Source organism: Streptococcus mitis (assembly GCF_016658865.1).
GTDB lineage: Bacteria > Bacillota > Bacilli > Lactobacillales > Streptococcaceae > Streptococcus > Streptococcus mitis_BT.
This window is the reverse complement of record NZ_CP067992.1, coordinates 743829-762057: the sequence shown is the minus strand read 5'-3', so window position 1 is coordinate 762057 and position 18229 is coordinate 743829. Positions and strand designations below refer to the sequence as shown.

The 18229-nt window shown below is 40.9% G+C and carries 22 protein-coding genes and 1 pseudogene; 3 read left to right on the top strand and 20 right to left on the bottom strand.

The features are described from left to right. Window positions 1–66: 66 nt before the first annotated feature. From JJN14_RS03770 to JJN14_RS03705, 14 genes are all read right to left on the bottom strand, one after another. Window positions 67–1371: an RsmF rRNA methyltransferase first C-terminal domain-containing protein gene (locus JJN14_RS03770; RefSeq protein WP_201058962.1), complete on the bottom strand. Its 1305-nt coding sequence runs from the start codon at window positions 1369–1371 to the stop codon at window positions 67–69. Then, window positions 1372–2145, bottom strand: a complete 774-nt coding sequence (locus JJN14_RS03765) for an inositol monophosphatase family protein (RefSeq protein WP_201058961.1) — start codon at window positions 2143–2145, stop codon at window positions 1372–1374. Then, a complete protein-coding gene (locus JJN14_RS03760; protein ID WP_201058960.1) occupies window positions 2135–2413 on the bottom strand; it encodes a UPF0223 family protein in 279 nt (92 codons plus the stop codon). Before JJN14_RS03760 ends, JJN14_RS03765 begins: the two co-directional genes overlap by 11 nt. Then, on the bottom strand, window positions 2413–2814 hold the full coding sequence (locus tag JJN14_RS03755; protein WP_000631254.1) for a Spx/MgsR family RNA polymerase-binding regulatory protein: 402 nt from the start codon (window positions 2812–2814) through the stop codon (window positions 2413–2415). Before JJN14_RS03755 ends, JJN14_RS03760 begins: the two co-directional genes overlap by 1 nt. A 211-nt stretch (window positions 2815–3025) precedes the next feature. Next, window positions 3026–3643, bottom strand: coding sequence for a TIGR01906 family membrane protein (locus JJN14_RS03750; RefSeq protein WP_201058959.1), 618 nt, complete (start codon window positions 3641–3643; stop codon window positions 3026–3028). Next, complete coding sequence (locus tag JJN14_RS03745; RefSeq protein WP_201058958.1) at window positions 3633–4406, bottom strand: TIGR01457 family HAD-type hydrolase; 774 nt, start codon at window positions 4404–4406, stop codon at window positions 3633–3635. Before JJN14_RS03745 ends, JJN14_RS03750 begins: the two co-directional genes overlap by 11 nt. A 10-nt stretch (window positions 4407–4416) precedes the next feature. Next, the gene (locus JJN14_RS03740; protein ID WP_201058957.1) at window positions 4417–5154 is read right to left on the bottom strand and encodes an acyl-[acyl-carrier-protein] thioesterase; all 738 of its coding nucleotides are present in this window, start codon (window positions 5152–5154) and stop codon (window positions 4417–4419) included. Window positions 5155–5158: 4 nt separating this feature from the next. Beyond that, window positions 5159–6289 carry a radical SAM family heme chaperone HemW gene (gene hemW, locus JJN14_RS03735; RefSeq protein WP_201058956.1) on the bottom strand — a complete coding sequence of 377 codons (1131 nt, stop codon included), beginning with the start codon at window positions 6287–6289 and terminating at the stop codon, window positions 5159–5161. A gap of 83 nt (window positions 6290–6372) precedes the next feature. Then, entirely contained in the window at window positions 6373–6762 is a 390-nt protein-coding gene (locus JJN14_RS03730; RefSeq protein ID WP_201058955.1) for a YtxH domain-containing protein, read from the bottom strand. 15 nt (window positions 6763–6777) lie between these two features. After that, window positions 6778–7161: a DUF948 domain-containing protein gene (locus tag JJN14_RS03725; protein WP_000895044.1), complete on the bottom strand. Its 384-nt coding sequence runs from the start codon at window positions 7159–7161 to the stop codon at window positions 6778–6780. Beyond that, a complete protein-coding gene (gene lgt, locus JJN14_RS03720; RefSeq protein WP_201058954.1) occupies window positions 7162–7950 on the bottom strand; it encodes a prolipoprotein diacylglyceryl transferase in 789 nt (262 codons plus the stop codon). Continuing rightward, a complete protein-coding gene (gene hprK, locus JJN14_RS03715) occupies window positions 7943–8878 on the bottom strand; it encodes an HPr(Ser) kinase/phosphatase (protein ID WP_201058953.1) in 936 nt (311 codons plus the stop codon). The genes lgt and hprK overlap by 8 nt, the downstream gene beginning before the upstream one ends. Window positions 8879–9114: 236 nt before the next feature. After that, entirely contained in the window at window positions 9115–9291 is a 177-nt protein-coding gene (rpsU, locus tag JJN14_RS03710) for a 30S ribosomal protein S21 (protein WP_000048054.1), read from the bottom strand. Window positions 9292–9429: 138 nt separating this feature from the next. Beyond that, entirely contained in the window at window positions 9430–10137 is a 708-nt protein-coding gene (locus tag JJN14_RS03705) for a glucosamine-6-phosphate deaminase (RefSeq protein WP_201058952.1), read from the bottom strand. A 150-nt stretch (window positions 10138–10287) separates the two neighbouring features. Here JJN14_RS03705 and queA point away from each other — a divergent pair, with 150 nt between their 5' ends. Both queA and JJN14_RS03695 read left to right on the top strand, forming a co-directional pair. Further along, complete coding sequence (gene queA, locus JJN14_RS03700) at window positions 10288–11316, top strand: tRNA preQ1(34) S-adenosylmethionine ribosyltransferase-isomerase QueA (protein WP_201058951.1); 1029 nt, start codon at window positions 10288–10290, stop codon at window positions 11314–11316. 563 nt (window positions 11317–11879) lie between these two features. Beyond that, a pseudogene (locus JJN14_RS03695) lies at window positions 11880–12488 on the top strand (hypothetical protein). A 113-nt stretch (window positions 12489–12601) separates the two neighbouring features. Here the strand turns inward: JJN14_RS03695 and JJN14_RS03690 are convergent. From JJN14_RS03690 to JJN14_RS03665, 6 genes are all read right to left on the bottom strand, one after another. Next, complete coding sequence (locus tag JJN14_RS03690) at window positions 12602–12778, bottom strand: hypothetical protein (RefSeq protein WP_070478426.1); 177 nt, start codon at window positions 12776–12778, stop codon at window positions 12602–12604. A 125-nt stretch (window positions 12779–12903) separates the two neighbouring features. After that, the gene (locus tag JJN14_RS03685) at window positions 12904–13764 is read right to left on the bottom strand and encodes a YihY/virulence factor BrkB family protein (protein ID WP_201058949.1); all 861 of its coding nucleotides are present in this window, start codon (window positions 13762–13764) and stop codon (window positions 12904–12906) included. Between the two features lie 27 nt (window positions 13765–13791). Then, window positions 13792–15846 (bottom strand): cation:proton antiporter, encoded by a 2055-nt coding sequence (locus tag JJN14_RS03680; RefSeq protein ID WP_084862486.1) that lies wholly within the window; start codon window positions 15844–15846, stop codon window positions 13792–13794. A gap of 11 nt (window positions 15847–15857) precedes the next feature. Next, window positions 15858–16112: a hypothetical protein gene (locus JJN14_RS03675; protein ID WP_000361088.1), complete on the bottom strand. Its 255-nt coding sequence runs from the start codon at window positions 16110–16112 to the stop codon at window positions 15858–15860. Beyond that, the gene (locus JJN14_RS03670; RefSeq protein WP_201058948.1) at window positions 16105–16662 is read right to left on the bottom strand and encodes a tRNA (mnm(5)s(2)U34)-methyltransferase; all 558 of its coding nucleotides are present in this window, start codon (window positions 16660–16662) and stop codon (window positions 16105–16107) included. Before JJN14_RS03670 ends, JJN14_RS03675 begins: the two co-directional genes overlap by 8 nt. A gap of 1 nt (window position 16663) precedes the next feature. Continuing rightward, entirely contained in the window at window positions 16664–17602 is a 939-nt protein-coding gene (locus tag JJN14_RS03665) for a TIGR01212 family radical SAM protein (RefSeq protein ID WP_201058947.1), read from the bottom strand. A 91-nt stretch (window positions 17603–17693) separates the two neighbouring features. On the opposite strand from JJN14_RS03665, the gene JJN14_RS03660 reads away from it, so the two are divergent. Further along, entirely contained in the window at window positions 17694–18053 is a 360-nt protein-coding gene (locus JJN14_RS03660) for a DUF3397 family protein (RefSeq protein WP_201058946.1), read from the top strand. Window positions 18054–18229: the final 176 nt, after the last annotated feature.

Here is an 18229-nt window from a genome sequence, read left to right as displayed (position 1 = left end):
TGAAAGACAATTTGAAAAAATCCATACTTCCACTATAACATAGACAAGCTACTTTGACTAGCATTTTCACTTGAATCTGAGACCTTTTGGAAAATAATTTTTCAAAACATTTCCAGTCACCTTAGCAAAGCCCAAACCATTGCCTTGAACCAAAACTTGGTACCAACCATTTGGCATACTTTTCGCCAGCTGAACGGTTTCTCCAGCCACATACTTTACAAACGCTTCTTGGTCAATTTCAACCGACTGCTTGACCTGAATCGGTTTCAAGGCTAGACCAAGAGCAAAACTAGGCTCAAAGCGTTTCTTCTTAAAGGTACCCAGATGCAGGCCATTCCGAGCTATCTTGAGTTTCCCTAAATCTGGCAAAAGTTCTGGCAAGAGATAAAGCTGGTCTCCAAAAGTCTGCAAGATACCCCTTAGATTGACCTTCAAATGTTTTTGGGCAAATTCCTGCCACAAGGCAACTTGTTCTCGGCTGAGATTGCTCTTACTTGCCTTAAATTTAGGAACTGGATTTTCACCTTTAAATTGTAGATGAGCTACAAACTGCCCCTCTCCCTTAAAATGATGAGGATACATCCGAGCCGTTTCTGGCAGGTCAATTCCAGCTACCATTCCATTGATATGCTCTACTGGCAACAAATCAAAATTATACTCTTCCAGCAACCACTTGACAATCTCTTCGTTTTCCTCAGGTGCCCAGGTACAGGTTGAATAAACCAAGCGACCACCTTCAGCTAGCATGGTTACTGCATCTTCCAGAATTTCTCTTTGCAAGCTAGCACATTGACTTGGATAATCTAAGCTCCAATAGTCCATAGCATCTGGCTGCTTACGAAACATTCCTTCCCCAGAGCAAGGAGCATCAAGGACAATGAGGTCAAAATAGCCTTTAAAGACCTTAGCCAAGCGGTCGGCAGATTCATTAGTCACTACGACATTTGTCGCTCCAAAGCGCTCCATGTTTTCTACTAAAATCTTAGCACGTTTGCTTGAAATTTCATTGGAAACAAGGAGACCCTCTCCTGCTAGATAGGTTGCTAGCTGAGTTGATTTACCACCTGGAGCAGCGGCCAAATCCAAGACCTTCATTCCAGGACTGGGTTGGGCTACCTGAGCCACCATTTGAGCAGCAGGTTCTTGCGAATAAACCAAACCAGTAGCATGCTCAGGCGATTTTCCTGAAACCTTCCCATAGTGACCCCAAGGGGTTTGAGGAATGGAATCAGGAAAGGAAGCTGGGGATTCTTTTAAAGGATTGATCCGAAAGGCCGAAACCGCTCCCTCCTCAAAAGAGGCAAGAAAATCTCTTGCCTCATCTCCTAGTATCTTTTCATATTTTTCAACAAATCCTTCTGGAAATTGCATTTAAGTTCTTTTCCTTTCGTAAATATAGGACTGAATTTCCTCCTGCATCTCAAGAGGGACCATCATAACAGGCTGTCTGGTTTGAAAATCAGGAGTTTCACCAGAAAGGGTCACCACCCGATAGCCCAGACCTTCTCCTAAAATACTAGCGGCAGCATAATCCCATGGTTGTAAATAGGTGATATAGGTCAACAAACGCCCTGACAAGATCTTGGCAAAACTAATGGCCGCACTCCCATAGACACGAACACCAAGAACCGCTCGGCTCAAGTCAGCCAAGCCCCATTCATTGGTTTCCAACATACCACTATTTCCTGCAATGAGAAAATCTCCAAGTGGTTTGGCTTTAAAGGGAGCTAGGGGCTGATTATTTCGGCAGACTGGAAACTTACCACCACCGTGATAACAATCCCCCTTGACCACATCATAAATCAGACCAAACTGGCCCTGACCATTTTCAAAATAAGCCATCATAACAGCAAAATCTTCCTGCTGGGCTACAAAGTTATTGGTACCATCAATGGGATCAATGACCCAAACCTTGCCATCTTGAACCGAGGCTCGCAAACAGCTCTCTTCAGCACAAATCTTATCCTCAGGATAACGGGACAAAATCTCACTAACCAAGAGTTCCTGAACTTCCTTGTCCAGCCTGGTCACCAAGTCTGTAGGAGAGGACTTGGTCTCAACCTGCAAGTCTTCCTGCATGTGGTCAAGGATGTACTGGCCTGCTTTCTTAACTAGCTCTTTAGCAAATTCAAATTTACTTTCCAAGAGAAATCTTTCCTTCCCCTTTTTCCTTGGCAGCCTGAACTGCTCGATAAAGTGAATAGCCACTCACTGTTTCAAATTCTCGTCCCAAACGTTTCTCTTCACTCTTGCTTGGCGCAACCAATTTGAATCCCTTATAAGAGTTCAGTAGTTTTCTAGCCTCTACCTTACCTTCATAGGCAGTTTCAACATCATTAAAAAAAGAAAGCACTGAAGCAAGTTCTTCAGTGCTCCACGACAAATCTAGTGGGTAACTATACTGTTTGTTCATTAACTAATACCAGCTCTCATTCTTGCTTCTTTTAGTTCTTGCTTACGGTAACTACGAGGGAGAAAAGCACGAATCTCATCTTCATTAAAACCGATTTGCATGCGTTTAGCATCGATAATAATTGGACGACGCAAAAGACTAGGGTACTGCTCAATCAAATGAAGCAATTCCGATACCGAAATACTTTCTACATCAATATCTAATTTTTGAAAAATTTTTGAACGAGTTGAAATGATGTCATCAGTACCATTTTCGGTCAAGGAAAGGATGTGTTGCAATTCTTTTCTTGTTAAGGGACTGGTCATAATATTGTGTTCCTCAAAGGGAACCTTATGCTTTTCTAACCAGGCCTTCGCCTTACGACATGAAGTACAGCTCGGTGATAGAAATAATGTAATCATGCTTTTCTCTTCTTATCTATACTTTGCTAATTCTATTATACAAAAAAATAAAGCGCTTGACTAGGGATTTTTAGAAAAAAAGCCTATTTTTTCAAGAAAAATAGACTGTTTGCGAACGATTAACCCTTTTTGGATTTGATTAATTCATTCTTGACAATAGTTTCGGATCACATACCTAATTTATTTATGCAAAATAAGAATATCTTTAGTATTATTTCCTATGACTTTTCAGGTACAGAAAACCAAAGAAGCTTTCATAGAGGGCAAAAAAGAGGAGGAAGGCATGGAGGAAAAAGGTCTCTGGCAAAATCAGAATAACTGGATCCTTGGCTGGGTCAAAAAGCCAGGTATCATCTCCCACAAAGAGAATTTGATGGAAAAGAGTAAAAAATTGGTCAAAACCAATCAAAACTCCCCCAAGACCAATCACCAAAGGCAAAACTACTAGAGTCAAAAGCCCCTTACTGAATAAAGATAAAAAGCACTTTTTCACAATCCCTTTGACAAAGAAATAGAAACTTGGCAGTGTCACTAGAGCTACTATCTGAACCAAGTGGAAGAGATTCTTGACCACCGCAAAGTGGTGCAGACCAGCTGCTGACGAACGAAAATCAGGCATCTGCAAGTCCTGACTAAAAGGATTGGTCAGGTAATCCATCAAGATATGAAAGTTGTACTGAATGGTTTCTGGTTTTAGATAAACTCGATCTGTTAAATTCAGCCACTGAATTTCCAGAGGATAAAAAATCCAAGCCAAATAAATGGTCAAAAGGATTGAGAGGGAGAGGAGAAAGAGCATAGAGCCCCAAAAGGTCAGTTTAGTTTTCATCAAAGTTCCACTCCGCAAGGCTAGAAACCACATGAGTCGGTGCGATTGGTAGGTCTGCTACTTCTTCCGCTTTGGTAAAACCTGTCGTCACCAAGAGCGTTGGAATGCCATTGTCAATCCCTGCTCGGATATCTGTTAAGTAGTTGTCCCCAACCATGATTAACTCTTCACGTTCCAAGCCTAAGTGCTCAACTGCCTTGTCCATGATGATGGCATTTGGTTTTCCAATATAAACAGGCTTCACTCGTGTCGCTACTTCAATTAGTGTAATCAGTGAACCAGCACCTGGCAAAAGACCGCGTTCCGTCGGGATGTTGAGGTCAGGATTGGTTCCGATAAAGTGAGCTCCCTTCTGGATAGCCAGAGTTGCTGTGGCAAATTTTTCATAGTCAACTTGCCAATCCAGTCCTACTACCACATAGGCTGGATTTTCCTTGTCTTCCACATAACCAGCCGCCTTGATGGCTTCCTTGAGCCCTGCTTCTCCGATGACATAGACCGTCTTTTCCAGTCCCAAGTCATTCATATAGTCGATCGTTGCCAAAGTCGCTGTGTAGACAGTAGACAGAGGCGTATCAATATTAAAATTCTGAGCCAGCATCTCCTGAACACTCTCTGGAGTGCGGGTTGTATTGTTGGTTACAAAGAGATAGGGAATGTCCCGCTTTTGCAATTCGTGGACAAAAGTCTCTCCTGCTGGAATTCGATCCTTCCCCTTATAAATGGTTCCGTCTAAATCAATTAAATAGCCTTTATATTTCATCTATTTCTCCCTAATCCTTCTTCATTTCTTGCCAAGTGATGATAGCTTGGGCATTGGTAGCCCCGTCACTTGTAATCTCATGTTTGCTTTCCAGTCCAGTCCGTTCAACAGCCGATGTAATCACCCCACCTGGTCGAACTTCCTTGACATACTTGAGGTTGATTTTCTTGGGAATATAGTGGGTCAAAAAATCCGCTCCCATGACCTCAAAAATCCAGTCCAAGTATTTACTGTTATTGACATGACCATTCATATCCAAATCGTAAAAACGGACATGGTAATCCTTGCTGATTGGCTCTTCCAAGGACTCATACTTTGGCCCGCGGATAAGTTTTTTATCAAAATCAGACTGGTAAGGAGCCACAATCTCAGGCTCGACAACATGAACTTTTCGACTGTCTCGATCCATGAGAACAAAGGTCGCCATCATGTGGATGAGTTCCTGACCTGCGTCATCATAGATAGTAAAGCGACGGTAGCAAAAGAGTCTATTGTAGCTCAAGGCTTCCGTTTCGATGGTAATTTCTTCCGCAAAACGAGGCAAACGAACCACCTCAATATCGTATTCTGTGATAATCCAGACCAGATTATGCTCTTCCAAAATGGCTTTATCACTAACTCCCAGTTCAATCGACTGCATCCCTGAAACTTGCAGGGATAGCAAAATCACATCTGGAAGCTTGATATGACCGTTTATATCAGCCATATCAAAAGGAATTTTCATTTTCATTTGATAAGTTAAGCCCATCATCCTACTCCAAAATAAATCGTTCTGCTACAGTGTCTCCTAAAAAGAGACCTCTTTTTGTCATGCGCACGCGGTCACCCTCTATTTGCATGAGACCCTGTTGAACCAAATCTTTAACAATTTCTCCATAAAGTCCCTCAAACGACCGTCCAAATTTTTCCTCAAATCTCACCATGGAGACTCCTGATTTCTTGCGGAGACCTAGGAACATTTCTTCTTCCATTTGCTCCTTTTGACTCAGGTGCTCTTCTGTGATGCGCGCATCGCCTTCCTCAACCGCATTTAGATAATGACGAATGGGACCATGATTTTTATAGCGCACTCCGTTGACATAACCAGATGCCCCAGCACCGATGCCATAGTATTCTGCATTGTCCCAGTACATGAGATTGTGGCGACTTTCAAAACCAGGCTTTGAGAAATTGGAAATCTCATAATGCTCAAAACCAGCTCGCTCCAGCTCTGCAATGATGTACTCAAACATCTCAGCTTCTAGTTCCTCCTTAGGCAGAGGTAATTTCCCTCGTCGCATTCGATTCATAAAGACCGTGTGATTTTCTAAAATCAAGCTATAGAGACTCATGTGGGGAATATCCAGTCCAATGGCCTTAGCCACATTTTCCTTGACCTGATCCATGGTCTGACCAGGCAGTGCATAAATCAAATCAATAGAAATATTGTCAAAACCAGCCAGTTTCAGGCGGTCGATATTTTCATAAATATCTTTCTCCAAATGACTGCGCCCAATCTTTTTCAGCATCTTATCATCAAAGGTCTGCACACCTAGCGAAACACGATTGACAGCCGAGTTTTTCAAAACAGCTATCTTATCCGCATCCAAGTCGCCTGGATTGGCCTCAATGGTCAACTCTTCCAAGGCAGACAAGTCCAAGTTTTTAGTCAAGCCCTTCAATAGCACCTCCAGTTGCGGAGCTGACAGGGCTGTTGGTGTCCCACCACCAATGTAGAGGGTTCGCAACTTTTGAATATCATAAGAACGAAACTCTTCTAACAGATGCTCTAAATAACTATCTACCGGCTGATTCTTGATAAACACCTTTGAAAAGTCACAATAATAACAAATCTGGGTACAAAATGGGATGTGCACATAGGCTGACGTTGGTTTTTTCTGCATAGTAATTATTATACCATAAAGACAGGATACGAGAAAAAAATCACCATCCCCAGATACATAGTCCGTCCAGAGATGGTGATGGTTTATTCTTCTGTTATGTCAATAACAATCTCTTCTGATTCATCAAGAGTTTCGGCCTTTTCTTGCCATTGCTCTTTGAGATTATTGAATCGTTCTTTTGATGCTTCTGTCGCTTGACGAGCACATGATTTGGCTTGAGCAAGTACGCTGTCCACAGTGATTTCTCCTGCCTCAACCTGTTCTTTGGTTTTAAGAACAAAATCTGTAGCCTGCTCCTTGACTTCTGTCAGTTTTTCACAGACCTGCTCCTTGGCATACTCAGGATCTTCTCTCAAATCGTCTAGAAAATCTTGAGCTTGACTGCAAACTTGTTTGCCCTTGTCGCTTGTTAAAAACAAGGCAAGAGCTGCACCTGAAACGGTTCCTAAAAGGATTGAGGATAGTTTACCCATAAGAATTCTCCTTTTTTATTTTTTGAAAAATTTACTTGCTACACGAAGAGCTGATAAACTTGCACCAGTCTTAAGTGTTTTTGAACCAGCTGATGAAGCTTTCTTGCTCAAGACACGCGCATGGTCATTGAGGTCTGAAACAGATAGAGATAAATCTGCAACAGCGCTAAAGAGCGGATCAATCGTTGCCACCTTGACATTAATATCATCTGCCAAGACATTAACCTTAGCCAGTAATTCATTGGTATGATGCAAGGTCACATCCACATCTGAAGTCAAGGTTTTAATCGTCTTCTCTGTTTCATCGATAACACGACCAAGCTTTTGTACAGTGATAATCAGATAGACCAAAAAGACAATCAAAGCTAGTGCGACAAGAATATATGCAACTTCTAACATTTAGTTTTCCTCCTCAGTAAAATAGTAAGGGGCCTTCTTTCGATTTTGATAAAGAATGATAAAAATACCCAGTCCGATAAGAACAACTGAAAGCCATTGAGATACTCGAAGACCAAAGAACATGAGGCTATCTGTCCGCATGCCTTCGATGACCATACGACCGAAACCATACCAAATCAAATAGAAAGCAGTAATGTGACCTCGTCTGAGACTCTTCCATTTTCGTCTGGCAATCAAAATCAAGGCAAAGCCAAGTAGATTCCATAGAGACTCATAAAGGAAGGTCGGTTGACGGTAGCTCCCCTCAATATACATCTGGTCACGAATAAAGCCAGGTAGATAATCCAGATTATCCACTGCTGCACCATAAGCTTCTTGGTTAAAGAAATTACCCCATCGTCCCAGACTTTGAGCAATCATGACGCTAGGCGCCGCAATATCTAGAAAATCCCAAGTATTGATGAGTTTACGATCAGCAAAGATATAGAGGACAATAGCCCCAGTTATCAAACCACCATAAATGGCCAAACCACCATTCCAAATGGCAAAAATCTCTCCCAAGTTCTGACTATAGTAATCAAAACGGAAAATAACATAATAGAGACGAGCTCCTAAAATTGCCAGAGGAAAAGCAATCAAGATAAAATCTAAAATATCGTCTGGTATGATCTTCTTTCTAGGTGCTTCTTTCATGGTCAAATAAACCGCAAGAATCAAGCCTGTCACAATACACAAGGCATACCAACGAATGGCTAGAGGGCCTAGATGAATAGCAATTGGATCAAGCATTAGGCACCTCGTTCTGAGCAATGAGATTTGTCAAACGTTCTTCGAACAAACGAGTCGCATCAAAGCCCATTTCCTTGGCACGATAATTCATGGCAGCTGCCTCAATCACGACAGAGATATTACGACCAGTTTTAACTGGAATGCGGATACGAGGAATGCCTACGCCAGAAATTTCTATTTCCTCGGCATTGTTTCCAAGACGATCAAAAGTCTTATGCGTATCGTAATTTTCCAGGTAAACGGCTAGCTGGACTTGTGAAGAATCCTTGACCGCACTCGCACCGTAGAGACTCATAACATCGATAATCCCAACACCACGAATTTCAATCAAGTGTTTCAAGATTTCAGCTGGTTCACCCCAAAGAGTAATCTCATCCTTGGCAAAGATATCGACACGGTCATCAGCTACCAAGCGGTGACCACGTTTGACAAGCTCTAAACCTGTCTCACTCTTACCGATACCACTATCTCCCTGAATCAAGACACCCATTCCATAAATATCCATCAAGACACCGTGCACACTAGTACGTTCTGCTAAACGTGAATCCAGATAACTAGATAACTCTCCAGATAAACGACTGGTTGCTGTACGACTAGTTAAGATGGCAATCTTACATTCTCTAGCTGCCTTTAGCATCTCCTCCGGAACCACCAAACCACGGGCAACAATAACCGCAGGTGTCTCAGGTAGAAACATTTTTTTCAAGACTTGGTAACGGTTGTGAGAGGACATCGAAACGAGATAGGACCACTCCTTCATTCCCAAGAGTTGGATTCGCTCTGGTGTATAGTAGTCAAAATAGCCTGTCATTTCAAGACCAGGTCGCATAATATCCGCTGTATTGATTTCCTTTTCAAGCAATTCTGGTTCGCCATAGACAATATCTAGTCTAAGCTTTTCAATCACTTCTTTTACTAAAACCGACATCATTTCCTCCTTCAAATGAGTTCTTCTCTCTATTATATCAAATTGTAGAAGGATATTTGAGATTTTTGCAGGCTTTGGAGTATTTATTTATACTCAATGAAAATCAAAGAGCAAACTAGGAAACTAGCCGTAGGCTGTACTTGAGTACGGCAAGGCGACGTTGACGTGGTTTGAATTTGATTTTCGAAGAGTATTAAAAGAAAAAGGACTAGATTTCTCCAGCCTTTCATTTCTAATTAGAATTTTTTACGTTTACGAGCTGCTTCTGATTTACGTTTACGTTTTACAGAAGGTTTTTCATAGAATTCACGTTTGCGTGTTTCTTGAAGAGTACCAGCTTTAGTAACCGCACGTTTGAAACGACGAAGTGCGTCGTCAAGAGATTCATTCTTACGTACTACTGTTTTAGACATTTTTTTCACTCCCTTCAAGTTCAAGATCTATTCTATTTTACACGTAAAAGGAATAATTGTCAAGAAAAAATGCGGTTTAATTTTGATTTTTTCTTCCATTTATACAAGAGTTGAAAGCGTTCAATAGAACATTACTTTTTATTTTTCAAGTAAGCTGAGGGCTTCAGCATCTGCAATGATCGTCACATCAGGGTGATTTTGCAGGCTACTTGCTGGTAGACTCTCAGTCACTGGTCCAAACACTGTTCCGGCAATGGCTTCTGCTTTCGACTCACCGTAAGCAAAGAGAATAATTGACTTGGCATCCAAGATATTTTTAATTCCCATTGAGATGGCTTGGGTTGGAACATCTTCAATCTTTTCAAAGAAGCGAGCATTGGCTTCGATAGTAGACTGGTCAAGTTCGACTAGGTGTGTTTGACTGTCAAATGGAGTACCAGGTTCATTAAAGCCGATATGTCCATTGCGACCGATTCCCAAGATTTGAAGGTCCACTGGATGATCAGCCAAAATTTGGTTGTAGCGTTCAACTTCAGCTTCAGCATTATCCTTAACCCCACGAGGCAAGAAACTTTCTTTAAATGGTTTTTGGTTAAACAAGTTTTCTTGCATGAAGTAACGATAAGACTGTGGGTTGTCGCCATCAAGTCCTACATACTCATCAAGGTTTACACTGGTTAGATTTGAAAAATCAAGGTCACTTTCAACGATTTCCTTGTAAAATTCAAGTGGGCTGCTTCCTGTCGCAAGTCCCAATGTTTGAGCGCCATTGGCTAATTTCTCCTTCAAAATCTCAAAAGCAACTTTTCCACCTTCGATTTGGTTTTCAACTTTAATAACTTTCATCTTTTTATCCTCCGTTTTAATCTATATTTATTATATGGTATAGACCAATTTTTGTCAAGTGAAAACGATTTAATTTCTAAAAAAAGAGCGTCCAAACTTGAAACATGTTATAATGGATAGGATTAGAACTTAGAAAGAATAAAGAGATATATGAATACAGCTGATTTTGATTTCCACTTGCCAGAAGAATTGATTGCCCAAACACCTCTTGAAAAACGAGATGCCTCTAAACTCCTTATCGTCAATCGTGAGACGAGAGAAATGCAGGATAAACACTTCCACTCTATTATTGATATGCTGGAACCTGGTGATGCCCTTGTAATGAACGACACCCGTGTTCTCCCTGCTCGTCTCTATGGTCAAAAAGAGGAGACAGGAGGCCATGTGGAACTTCTCCTCCTAAAAAACACTGCTGGAGATGAGTGGGAAGTGCTGGCTAAACCTGCCAAACGCCTCAAGGTCGGTACTCGCGTCAGCTTTGGTGATGGTCGTCTCAGCGCTGTCGTTACGGAAGAATTGACCCACGGGGGCCGTATTGTCTGCTTTGAATACCAAGGAATTTTCCTAGAAGTCTTGGAAAGTCTGGGAGAAATGCCTCTACCACCTTATATCCATGAAAAACTGGATGACCGTGAACGCTATCAAACCGTCTACGCTAAAGAAAGTGGCTCTGCTGCTGCACCGACTGCTGGATTGCACTTCACCAAAGAACTGCTGACAGAAATCCAAGCTAAAGGTGTTCATCTGGTCTATTTGACTCTCCATGTCGGGCTCGGAACCTTTAGACCTGTTTCTGTGGATAATCTGGACGAACACGAAATGCACTCAGAATTCTATCAACTTTCTGAGGAAGCAGCGGCCACCCTTCGCACTGTTAAGGAAAATGGTGGTCGTGTCATCGCTGTTGGAACCACTTCAATCCGCACACTGGAGACTATCGGTTCCAAATTTGATGGGCAAATCCAAGCAGATTCTGGCTGGACCAATATCTTTATCAAACCTGGATACCAATGGAAGGTTGTAGATGCCTTTTCAACCAACTTCCACCTGCCAAAATCAACTCTGGTCATGTTGGTTTCTGCCTTTACCGGCCGTGAATTAGTCTTAGATGCTTACCACCATGCCATCCAAGAACACTACCGCTTCTTTAGTTTTGGTGATGCCATGTTTATCTATTAATTTCCAAAATCAAAAAACGCATATTATCAGGCATTATCCTTTGGTGCTCTAAGCTTTTCTAATGTAGACAGTCGCAAAAAAGTCTGAAAAGCTCTCAGAATTGCCGTCTCAGCACCAAAAATACGTGAAATTTGCATAATTAAAATAAATTTCAGGGGGAGTTATACAAAAAAACGACGATTTAAATCGTTGTTTTACTGATATAAATATGTAATCTTTTTTTGAAAATACGTCTATTTATTTTTTATTGTTTTTTATTGTAAAGTAGACCCAACCGAATGAACATAAGTTGTAGAAAGCAAATGAAAAAACTGCAAGGATGATAGATCCTGTATCTAAATAACCTCTTTCAAGACCGTTTTTCAACAACAAGCCTGTAGTTTCGACAACGATCAAAAATAAAAATATATAAAAAATTTTCACATTAAGCATATTGTTACCGCCTTCTTTTTATTTGGTTTTATTGTATAATAAAAGTTGAAAAAAATCAAAAATACAAAAGAGTTTCCGTTATGTCTAAGATGTTTAAATGCATGTGTTTGCTAGTTATGTCTGTTTTCTGTATGTCTAGCATTTCCCCGTCGCTTGTTGTTTTTGCTGATGATAGCTTATCGGCAAACTCTAAAGTTGTATCTGGTGAGGCTCAGTTTGAGAATGGCTCATCAGTGCGGTTCGGAGATGCGCAAGTAAATATTTTAAGCGATGAAGTTCTTGAGGTTGTCAATCCAGATGGAAGTGTAGACACTATTGAACGACGTGCTGACGGCGTCTATATCAATGGGGTATTTTATATGGCTTATCAAAAGAATGAAATCGACCTAAATATATCTTTTAGATCATACGATCCTAATGTTTGGAATTACGTCAACACAATATATGGGAATAAACAAGCTAACACATTCGCTAACTTCATGATTGGTTCTGGAATAAGTTATGCGATTGGTAAAATAGCTTCTGTATTAGGGGGTCCATGGGGTACAATAGTTGGTGAAGCATATTTTGGTATACAAGCTTATCAGTCTTACTTGGATTCACAAAGCCCATATCCATACTACATAACAAGTACTTATATCCATGTTGCTCAAAGAAAATAGAAGTTTATCACTGAATACTATAGAAACTCAGACTATACTGGGTATGTAAAAACCGAAACAACCTACGTGAATTTCTAAAATAAAAACCCTGCCTAGATATAAAGGCAGGGTTTATGTTTTAGTTAATTATTCAAGTAATTTGTAAGCATAATACTTGCGAAACTCTATTTGTTCAAGCGGTTCAAAAGTTCTTATTTTTTAGCCTCAAGCTTAGCTCTCCTTTGCTTGATTTCTTCACGTTTTTGGGCAATTTCTGCTTGCACCTCGGGAGTTTCCAAAGTGCCTTGCGACTTGTGAAATTCTACTAGCATATCAACGATTTTTGGGTCTAATTCGTTGACATAATCAGGATTTGACCATTTCGGCACGTTGCTTGAAGGTGCTTGCTTTTTGCCGCCTTTTTTGGGCGTTTTGGCTTGTTGTTCAGCTTTCTGACTATAGTTGACCTCGTGGAATTTTCATATTATGCGTTTTGTAATGAATTAAAAATTCGTTAGTCTGTTCTCAAACTCGGATCTTTCAAACTCTGAACACTGGCATTGATCACTGCTCCGACAATCAAAATCTTAGCGATGAGAATAAACCAAAACATCATAACCACCACGACGATGGAACTGAAGAAACGGACGTCCACGAGGTGATTAACATAGTTGTTGACATAGACTGAAAAAATATTGAGCAGTAATACCAGAGTCAACAAGACAAAGGTACTACCTGGTAATACATTTCGAATTCGTCGCACCTTAACATTGGGCAGGAAATAATAAATCATAACCAAGATGGCAAAAATCAAGGCATAGACCAAGGGGCCTGTCAGGTCTTGCAGATAAGCAAAGAGAGGACTATCCGATTGCCAGTAGCTTTTGATAAGGTTGAGGAGCATGCGACCAAAGACACTCAGAAAGAGAGCTAAAGCAAAGAGAATCTGCAGACCAAAACTGACAAACAAACTCATGAGCTGATGAGAAATCATTCCACGATTTTTAGCTACTCCGTAAGCTTTATTAAAGGCTTTCTGCAAGAAGTTCATGGATTTTGAAAAGGTCCAGAGGGCTGACAAAACCGCAAAACTCAACAAACCCGTTGAAGGTTGGGTCAGCACCTCTGTAATAATCTTTGCGACCACATCATAAACCGTATCTGGCAAGAATTCACTGACAACCTTTAAAAAATTAGAAACTGGAATCTGAAAATAGGGGAGGATATTGACCACCACCAAAAGCAGGGGGAAAATCGAAATCAACCAATAGTAGGCCACTGCGACGCTGGTCAACTCACTATCTGATGCTTGATAATAATGCAAAAAAGCTTTTACTAAAGGCTTGTCTATCAGCTCTTTCCACCACTTCTTCATGTCACACTCCTTCACTTACAATCTTGATTAATTTCTTCTTACCAATTCCATCATATCATAAGGCAGAGTATTGGCAGCTTCCTTCAGAGAATAGTTCTCTAAGTTATTCACATTTTGTCGTAATTTCTTGGCATACTTGGCCGTAATCAATCGTTTTTCTTCATATTCGAAAATCAACTTGCGCTCCAGATAATAGCCTCTCAGCATTTCATCGATATTGTTGGGTTTGACACGGTTGATAACCCGTTCGACAAAAGCACCACTGGTGATAATAGCTGTTTCTCGGAGACGAGAATCCTGCATGAAGCTGATCAAAGAACTCTTATAAACCCCTTTTAGGTTCTCCAAACTTTCGATAATCATCTCTGTATTTTCTAGATAGAGCTCTGCAATTTGGTCATAGTCAAGGGCTCTGAGTTTCTGTGATTCTTCATTTTTCCAACTGCGAAAGGTCTTGCCAAAGGTAAATACTTCGTGAAGGAGAAAACGTAAAATCCGCAAGGAAACAAGGAAATAATAGGTCAACCGTGAAGCAAATTTGCGATTAATACCTTGTTCCATGTTTTTCAAATAACGTTGGTAGACCCGATAAGCACGCTCACTCATCTTGCCTTCTTCATAAGCCTGTTCCAATCCATCACTTTCAATACTGAGGATAAGAAGTTTCAAGGCCTCCCAGTCTTCTTGAGCCCCCTTATTTTCCTGACTCAGGATGAGATTTTCAATACGTCCATGATAATTGTCAATGGCTGCATAGAGAGGGAGCTTATTCCTGGTATCTTCCAACTCTTTCTCCAACTCTAGCGTCACTTCATTCAAAATAGCGATATGCATGAGATAGTCCTTGCTTTCTTCCTGTTCATCAGAAAGATGAGGCAAGACCAAGAGACCTGTTAAAAAGCTGACAAGCGTCACACCTGCGACAAGGAAAAGCAAGAGAGGATACTCCTGCTCTAAATTACTTGGTATCAGAAGAATCGTAGCAATCGACACCGTTCCCTTAACACCTGAGAAGGTCAAGAGAAGCATGTCCTTCATATACTTATTTAGCTTTTTCTTGAGACGTCTAGTCCTATAGGTATAATAGCCATAAATCATGACAAAACGAATAGCAAAGAGGACAAAGGTAAGGGCTATAAGAGATACCAATAAAAGTAAGGGATTATAGATCGGATTGGTCAAGATAGGCTCTGCTATCATTTCCAACTCCATTCCCAAAATCACAAAGACAGAACCGTTGAGCATAAAGGTTACTGTATGCCAGACTGTCTCGGTCACCGTATCCACTTGGGCTTCGAGAAGCGTGATTTTCTTAAAGCGACTTGCCTTTAAAATCCCCGCAACTACAACGGCAATAATCCCAGAAACGTGTACTTCTTCTGCTAGAAAGAAGGTCACTAGAGGCAAACTCAATTCCAGAAGGAGCTCACTAGCTATATCCGTTGCGCGCACACTTAACAAAAAAGTATGGAGGAAACGATTGGTCATGGCTGTTAAAAAGCCAATCAGAAAACCACCTAGAATTGAAAAGATGAGCGAGCTACCCGCTTGCCCAAGTGAAAAGGTTCCTGTTGTCCAAGCGGCCAAGGCAACCTGAAAGGCCACCAAGCCAGAAGCATCATTCAAGAGTCCTTCACCTTTGAGAATATTGGACACGCGCTTAGGAAAGCTAAAGCGCTCCGAAAGAGAGGCAAAGGCCACCAAGTCCGTAGGGCCAAGGGCTGCCCCAACAGCCAAGCAAGCTGCCAAGGGAAGGCTGAGCCAAAGAAGATGAGCCAAGCCACCCAAACTCAGGGTCGAGATGAAAATCACTGGAAATATGAGATAGACAATGATTCGCCAGTGTTTTAAAATAGCCGTAATATCTGCTTCTTCGGACTCTCGGAAAAGCAAGGGCCCGATAACCAGAGCCAAAAACAACTCCGTATTGAGATGAAAGTCAGTATTTGGTAAAAAGAGACCAATCACAATTCCCAAAAGAATTTGAACCAATGGAAGCGGCAAAAAGGGCAGGAGCTTATTGGTTGTACTTGAAACAATCAAGACCAGTAAAAATAGGATGAGGTAAATCAGTAATTCCACGCAATTCCTCCTTAATCTTTTTTACAGCAGGATTCAAAAATCTCCTTCTGCTCTTTGATTTTTTGGTCAATCTTGGAACAATCTTTGTGCTCAATTTTTCTCTGGCACCGTTCCATTTCAAGAGCAACTAATTTTTTCTTGATTTTAAGCATTTTTTTGCTCATACGCGCTTGGTCTAGCACTCCCACCGCTCGTTCGTGGTGAGTTGATTCAACAAAATTCTGGCGCATGGCATCCAGCTTTTCACGTAGGTATTGTTTATCCATGTCTATATCTCTCTAATTTCTCAATCATCACTAAAAATGGTGGGTTGTTGACTTGGTTTAAAGTTCGGTAAATGGCAGCTGTGTACTCTTGTTGGTTCAACTGGCTAACAAAATCCAAGACAGCATCCCTCTCTAGATCGCCTCCTTCATGACCATAGTAGATCATGATAGCAATTCGTCCACCTTTGACAAGCAAATGACACAGCTTTTCTAATGCTTCAATCGTTGTCTGAGGTCGGGTGATGACTGACTTATCAGCTGACGGCAAATAGCCCAGATTAAAAATCCCTGCCTTGGCTTCTGTCACAAACTGGTCCAGTGTCTCGTGCCCTTGTAAAATCAACTGGGCATTTGTCATTCCAGCCTGGTCCAAACGCTCCTGAGTCTTTTCCAAGGCTTGTTCCTGAATATCAAAGGCATAGACTTTCTTGGCTAGCTTGGCTAGAAAAAGCGTGTCATGACCATTTCCCATGGTCGCATCCACTACGATATCACTCTGAGTTACAACCTCAGCCAAAAAATCATGTGCCATCTCAAGTGGTCTTTTCATATCAAAACTCCTGTTTTACAGACTTGCATCCTTGAACACTTCCACGACGTCGCATTTCAGTTTCAATAGCATTTAGCACTTCCCATTTATTGAGGCTCCACATAGGCCCAATCAGCATATCCCTAGGCGCATCTCCTGTGATTCGATGGATGACGATATGCTTGGGAATGATTTCCAGTTGGTCACAGATGACCTTAACATATTCATCCTGACTCATCAACTGTAAACGTCCTTCGTGATAATCTCGTTGCATACGCGTATTGGTCATCAGGTGAAGCAAGTGCAGTTTAATTCCTTGAATATCGTTATCCGTGATACAACGGCGGACATTTTCAATCATCATCTCATGGGTTTCACCAGGCAAGCCATTAATAAGATGGGAAACAATCTCAATCTTGGGATACTTTCTCAAACGCTTGACCGTTTCCACGTACAATTCATAAGAATGGGCACGATTAATCAGGTCAGAGGTTGTTTCATAAGTGGTCTGCAAGCCCAATTCAACCGTCACATGCATGCGTTCCGACAACTCAGCCAAATATTCGATGGTTTCGTCTGGTAAACAGTCTGGGCGCGTTCCAATATTGATTCCTACTACACCTGGCTCATTGATAGCTTGCTCATAGCGCTCTCGGATGACTTCCATCTTTTCATGGGTGTTGGTAAAATTTTGAAAATAAACCAGATACTTCTGAACATCCGGCCACTTACGGTGCATAAAGTCAATTTCCTTATAAAATTGCTCACGAATAGGCGCATCCGGTGCGACAATAGCATCTCCAGAACCTGAAACCGTACAAAAAGTACAGCCTCCATGAGCCACAGTTCCATCACGATTGGGACAGTCAAACCCCGCGTCAATAGGGACTTTAAAGGTCTTTTCTCCAAAGAGTTTTCGATAATAATCATTCAAGGTGTTATAAGATTTCATAACTTTCATTATAACAAAAAACACCCACAATCTCAAAAGCCTGACTTTCCTATAAATTCCTCTGTTTCTCGTTTCCATTAGCGATTTTTTATGATACAATATGGGTATGATTTTAATGAAATTAGCATCTATTTTATTATTGATACTGACCTTAGTAGTCTGCATTATCATAACCAAACTTTTTAGATTAAAAAAACTAGGACGAAACTTTGCGGATTTGGCTTTTCCAGTCTTGGTATTTGAGTATTACTTGATTACAGCTAAAACCTTTACCCATAATTTCCTCCCTAGACTAGGCCTAGCCCTCTCACTCCTAGCTATTATTCTCGTTTTTTTCTTCCTTCTGAAAAAACGCAGTTTTTACTATCCTAAATTCATCAAATTTTTCTGGCGTGCAGGATTTTTAGTAACCCTTGTCATGTATATCGAGATGATTGTTGAATTGTTCTTAATGAAATAATTGAATCCCTAAACATTTTCTAGGGATTTTTGCTTTCTCTACAAAATAAGGTAGATAATAACACTATACAATTTTATACAAAGAAAATCCCTTAGAAACTTATATTCCAAGGGATTTATCTTCTATCTAAGACAAGAGTTTCTCTCCACTCTTTAATGATAACGAAAGTATCAAAA

Excerpts from the sequence above, each read along its gene's own strand:
- JJN14_RS03665 (WP_201058947.1), bottom strand. The coding sequence starts at position 17,602 with ATGAAAGTTATGAAATCTTATAACACCTTGAATGATTATTATCGAAAA.
- hprK (WP_201058953.1), bottom strand. The coding sequence starts at position 8,878 with ATGTCGGTTTTAGTAAAAGAAGTGATTGAAAAGCTTAGACTAGATATT.
- JJN14_RS03725 (WP_000895044.1), bottom strand. The coding sequence starts at position 7,161 with ATGTTAGAAGTTGCATATATTCTTGTCGCACTAGCTTTGATTGTCTTT.
- JJN14_RS03730 (WP_201058955.1), bottom strand. The coding sequence starts at position 6,762 with ATGGGTAAACTATCCTCAATCCTTTTAGGAACCGTTTCAGGTGCAGCT.
- lgt (WP_201058954.1), bottom strand. The coding sequence starts at position 7,950 with ATGCTTGATCCAATTGCTATTCATCTAGGCCCTCTAGCCATTCGTTGG.
- JJN14_RS03670 (WP_201058948.1), bottom strand. The coding sequence starts at position 16,662 with ATGAAAAGACCACTTGAGATGGCACATGATTTTTTGGCTGAGGTTGTA.
- JJN14_RS03745 (WP_201058958.1), bottom strand. The coding sequence starts at position 4,406 with ATGAAATATAAAGGCTATTTAATTGATTTAGACGGAACCATTTATAAG.
- JJN14_RS03675 (WP_000361088.1), bottom strand. The coding sequence starts at position 16,112 with ATGGATAAACAATACCTACGTGAAAAGCTGGATGCCATGCGCCAGAAT.
- queA (WP_201058951.1), top strand. The coding sequence starts at position 10,288 with ATGAATACAGCTGATTTTGATTTCCACTTGCCAGAAGAATTGATTGCC.
- JJN14_RS03685 (WP_201058949.1), bottom strand. The coding sequence starts at position 13,764 with ATGAAGAAGTGGTGGAAAGAGCTGATAGACAAGCCTTTAGTAAAAGCT.
- JJN14_RS03755 (WP_000631254.1), bottom strand. The coding sequence starts at position 2,814 with ATGATTACATTATTTCTATCACCGAGCTGTACTTCATGTCGTAAGGCG.
- hemW (WP_201058956.1), bottom strand. The coding sequence starts at position 6,289 with ATGCAGAAAAAACCAACGTCAGCCTATGTGCACATCCCATTTTGTACC.
- JJN14_RS03660 (WP_201058946.1), top strand. The coding sequence starts at position 17,694 with ATGGGTATGATTTTAATGAAATTAGCATCTATTTTATTATTGATACTG.
- rpsU (WP_000048054.1), bottom strand. The coding sequence starts at position 9,291 with ATGTCTAAAACAGTAGTACGTAAGAATGAATCTCTTGACGACGCACTT.
- JJN14_RS03770 (WP_201058962.1), bottom strand. The coding sequence starts at position 1,371 with ATGCAATTTCCAGAAGGATTTGTTGAAAAATATGAAAAGATACTAGGA.
- JJN14_RS03740 (WP_201058957.1), bottom strand. The coding sequence starts at position 5,154 with ATGGGCTTAACTTATCAAATGAAAATGAAAATTCCTTTTGATATGGCT.
- JJN14_RS03705 (WP_201058952.1), bottom strand. The coding sequence starts at position 10,137 with ATGAAAGTTATTAAAGTTGAAAACCAAATCGAAGGTGGAAAAGTTGCT.
- JJN14_RS03760 (WP_201058960.1), bottom strand. The coding sequence starts at position 2,413 with ATGAACAAACAGTATAGTTACCCACTAGATTTGTCGTGGAGCACTGAA.
- JJN14_RS03750 (WP_201058959.1), bottom strand. The coding sequence starts at position 3,643 with ATGAAAACTAAACTGACCTTTTGGGGCTCTATGCTCTTTCTCCTCTCC.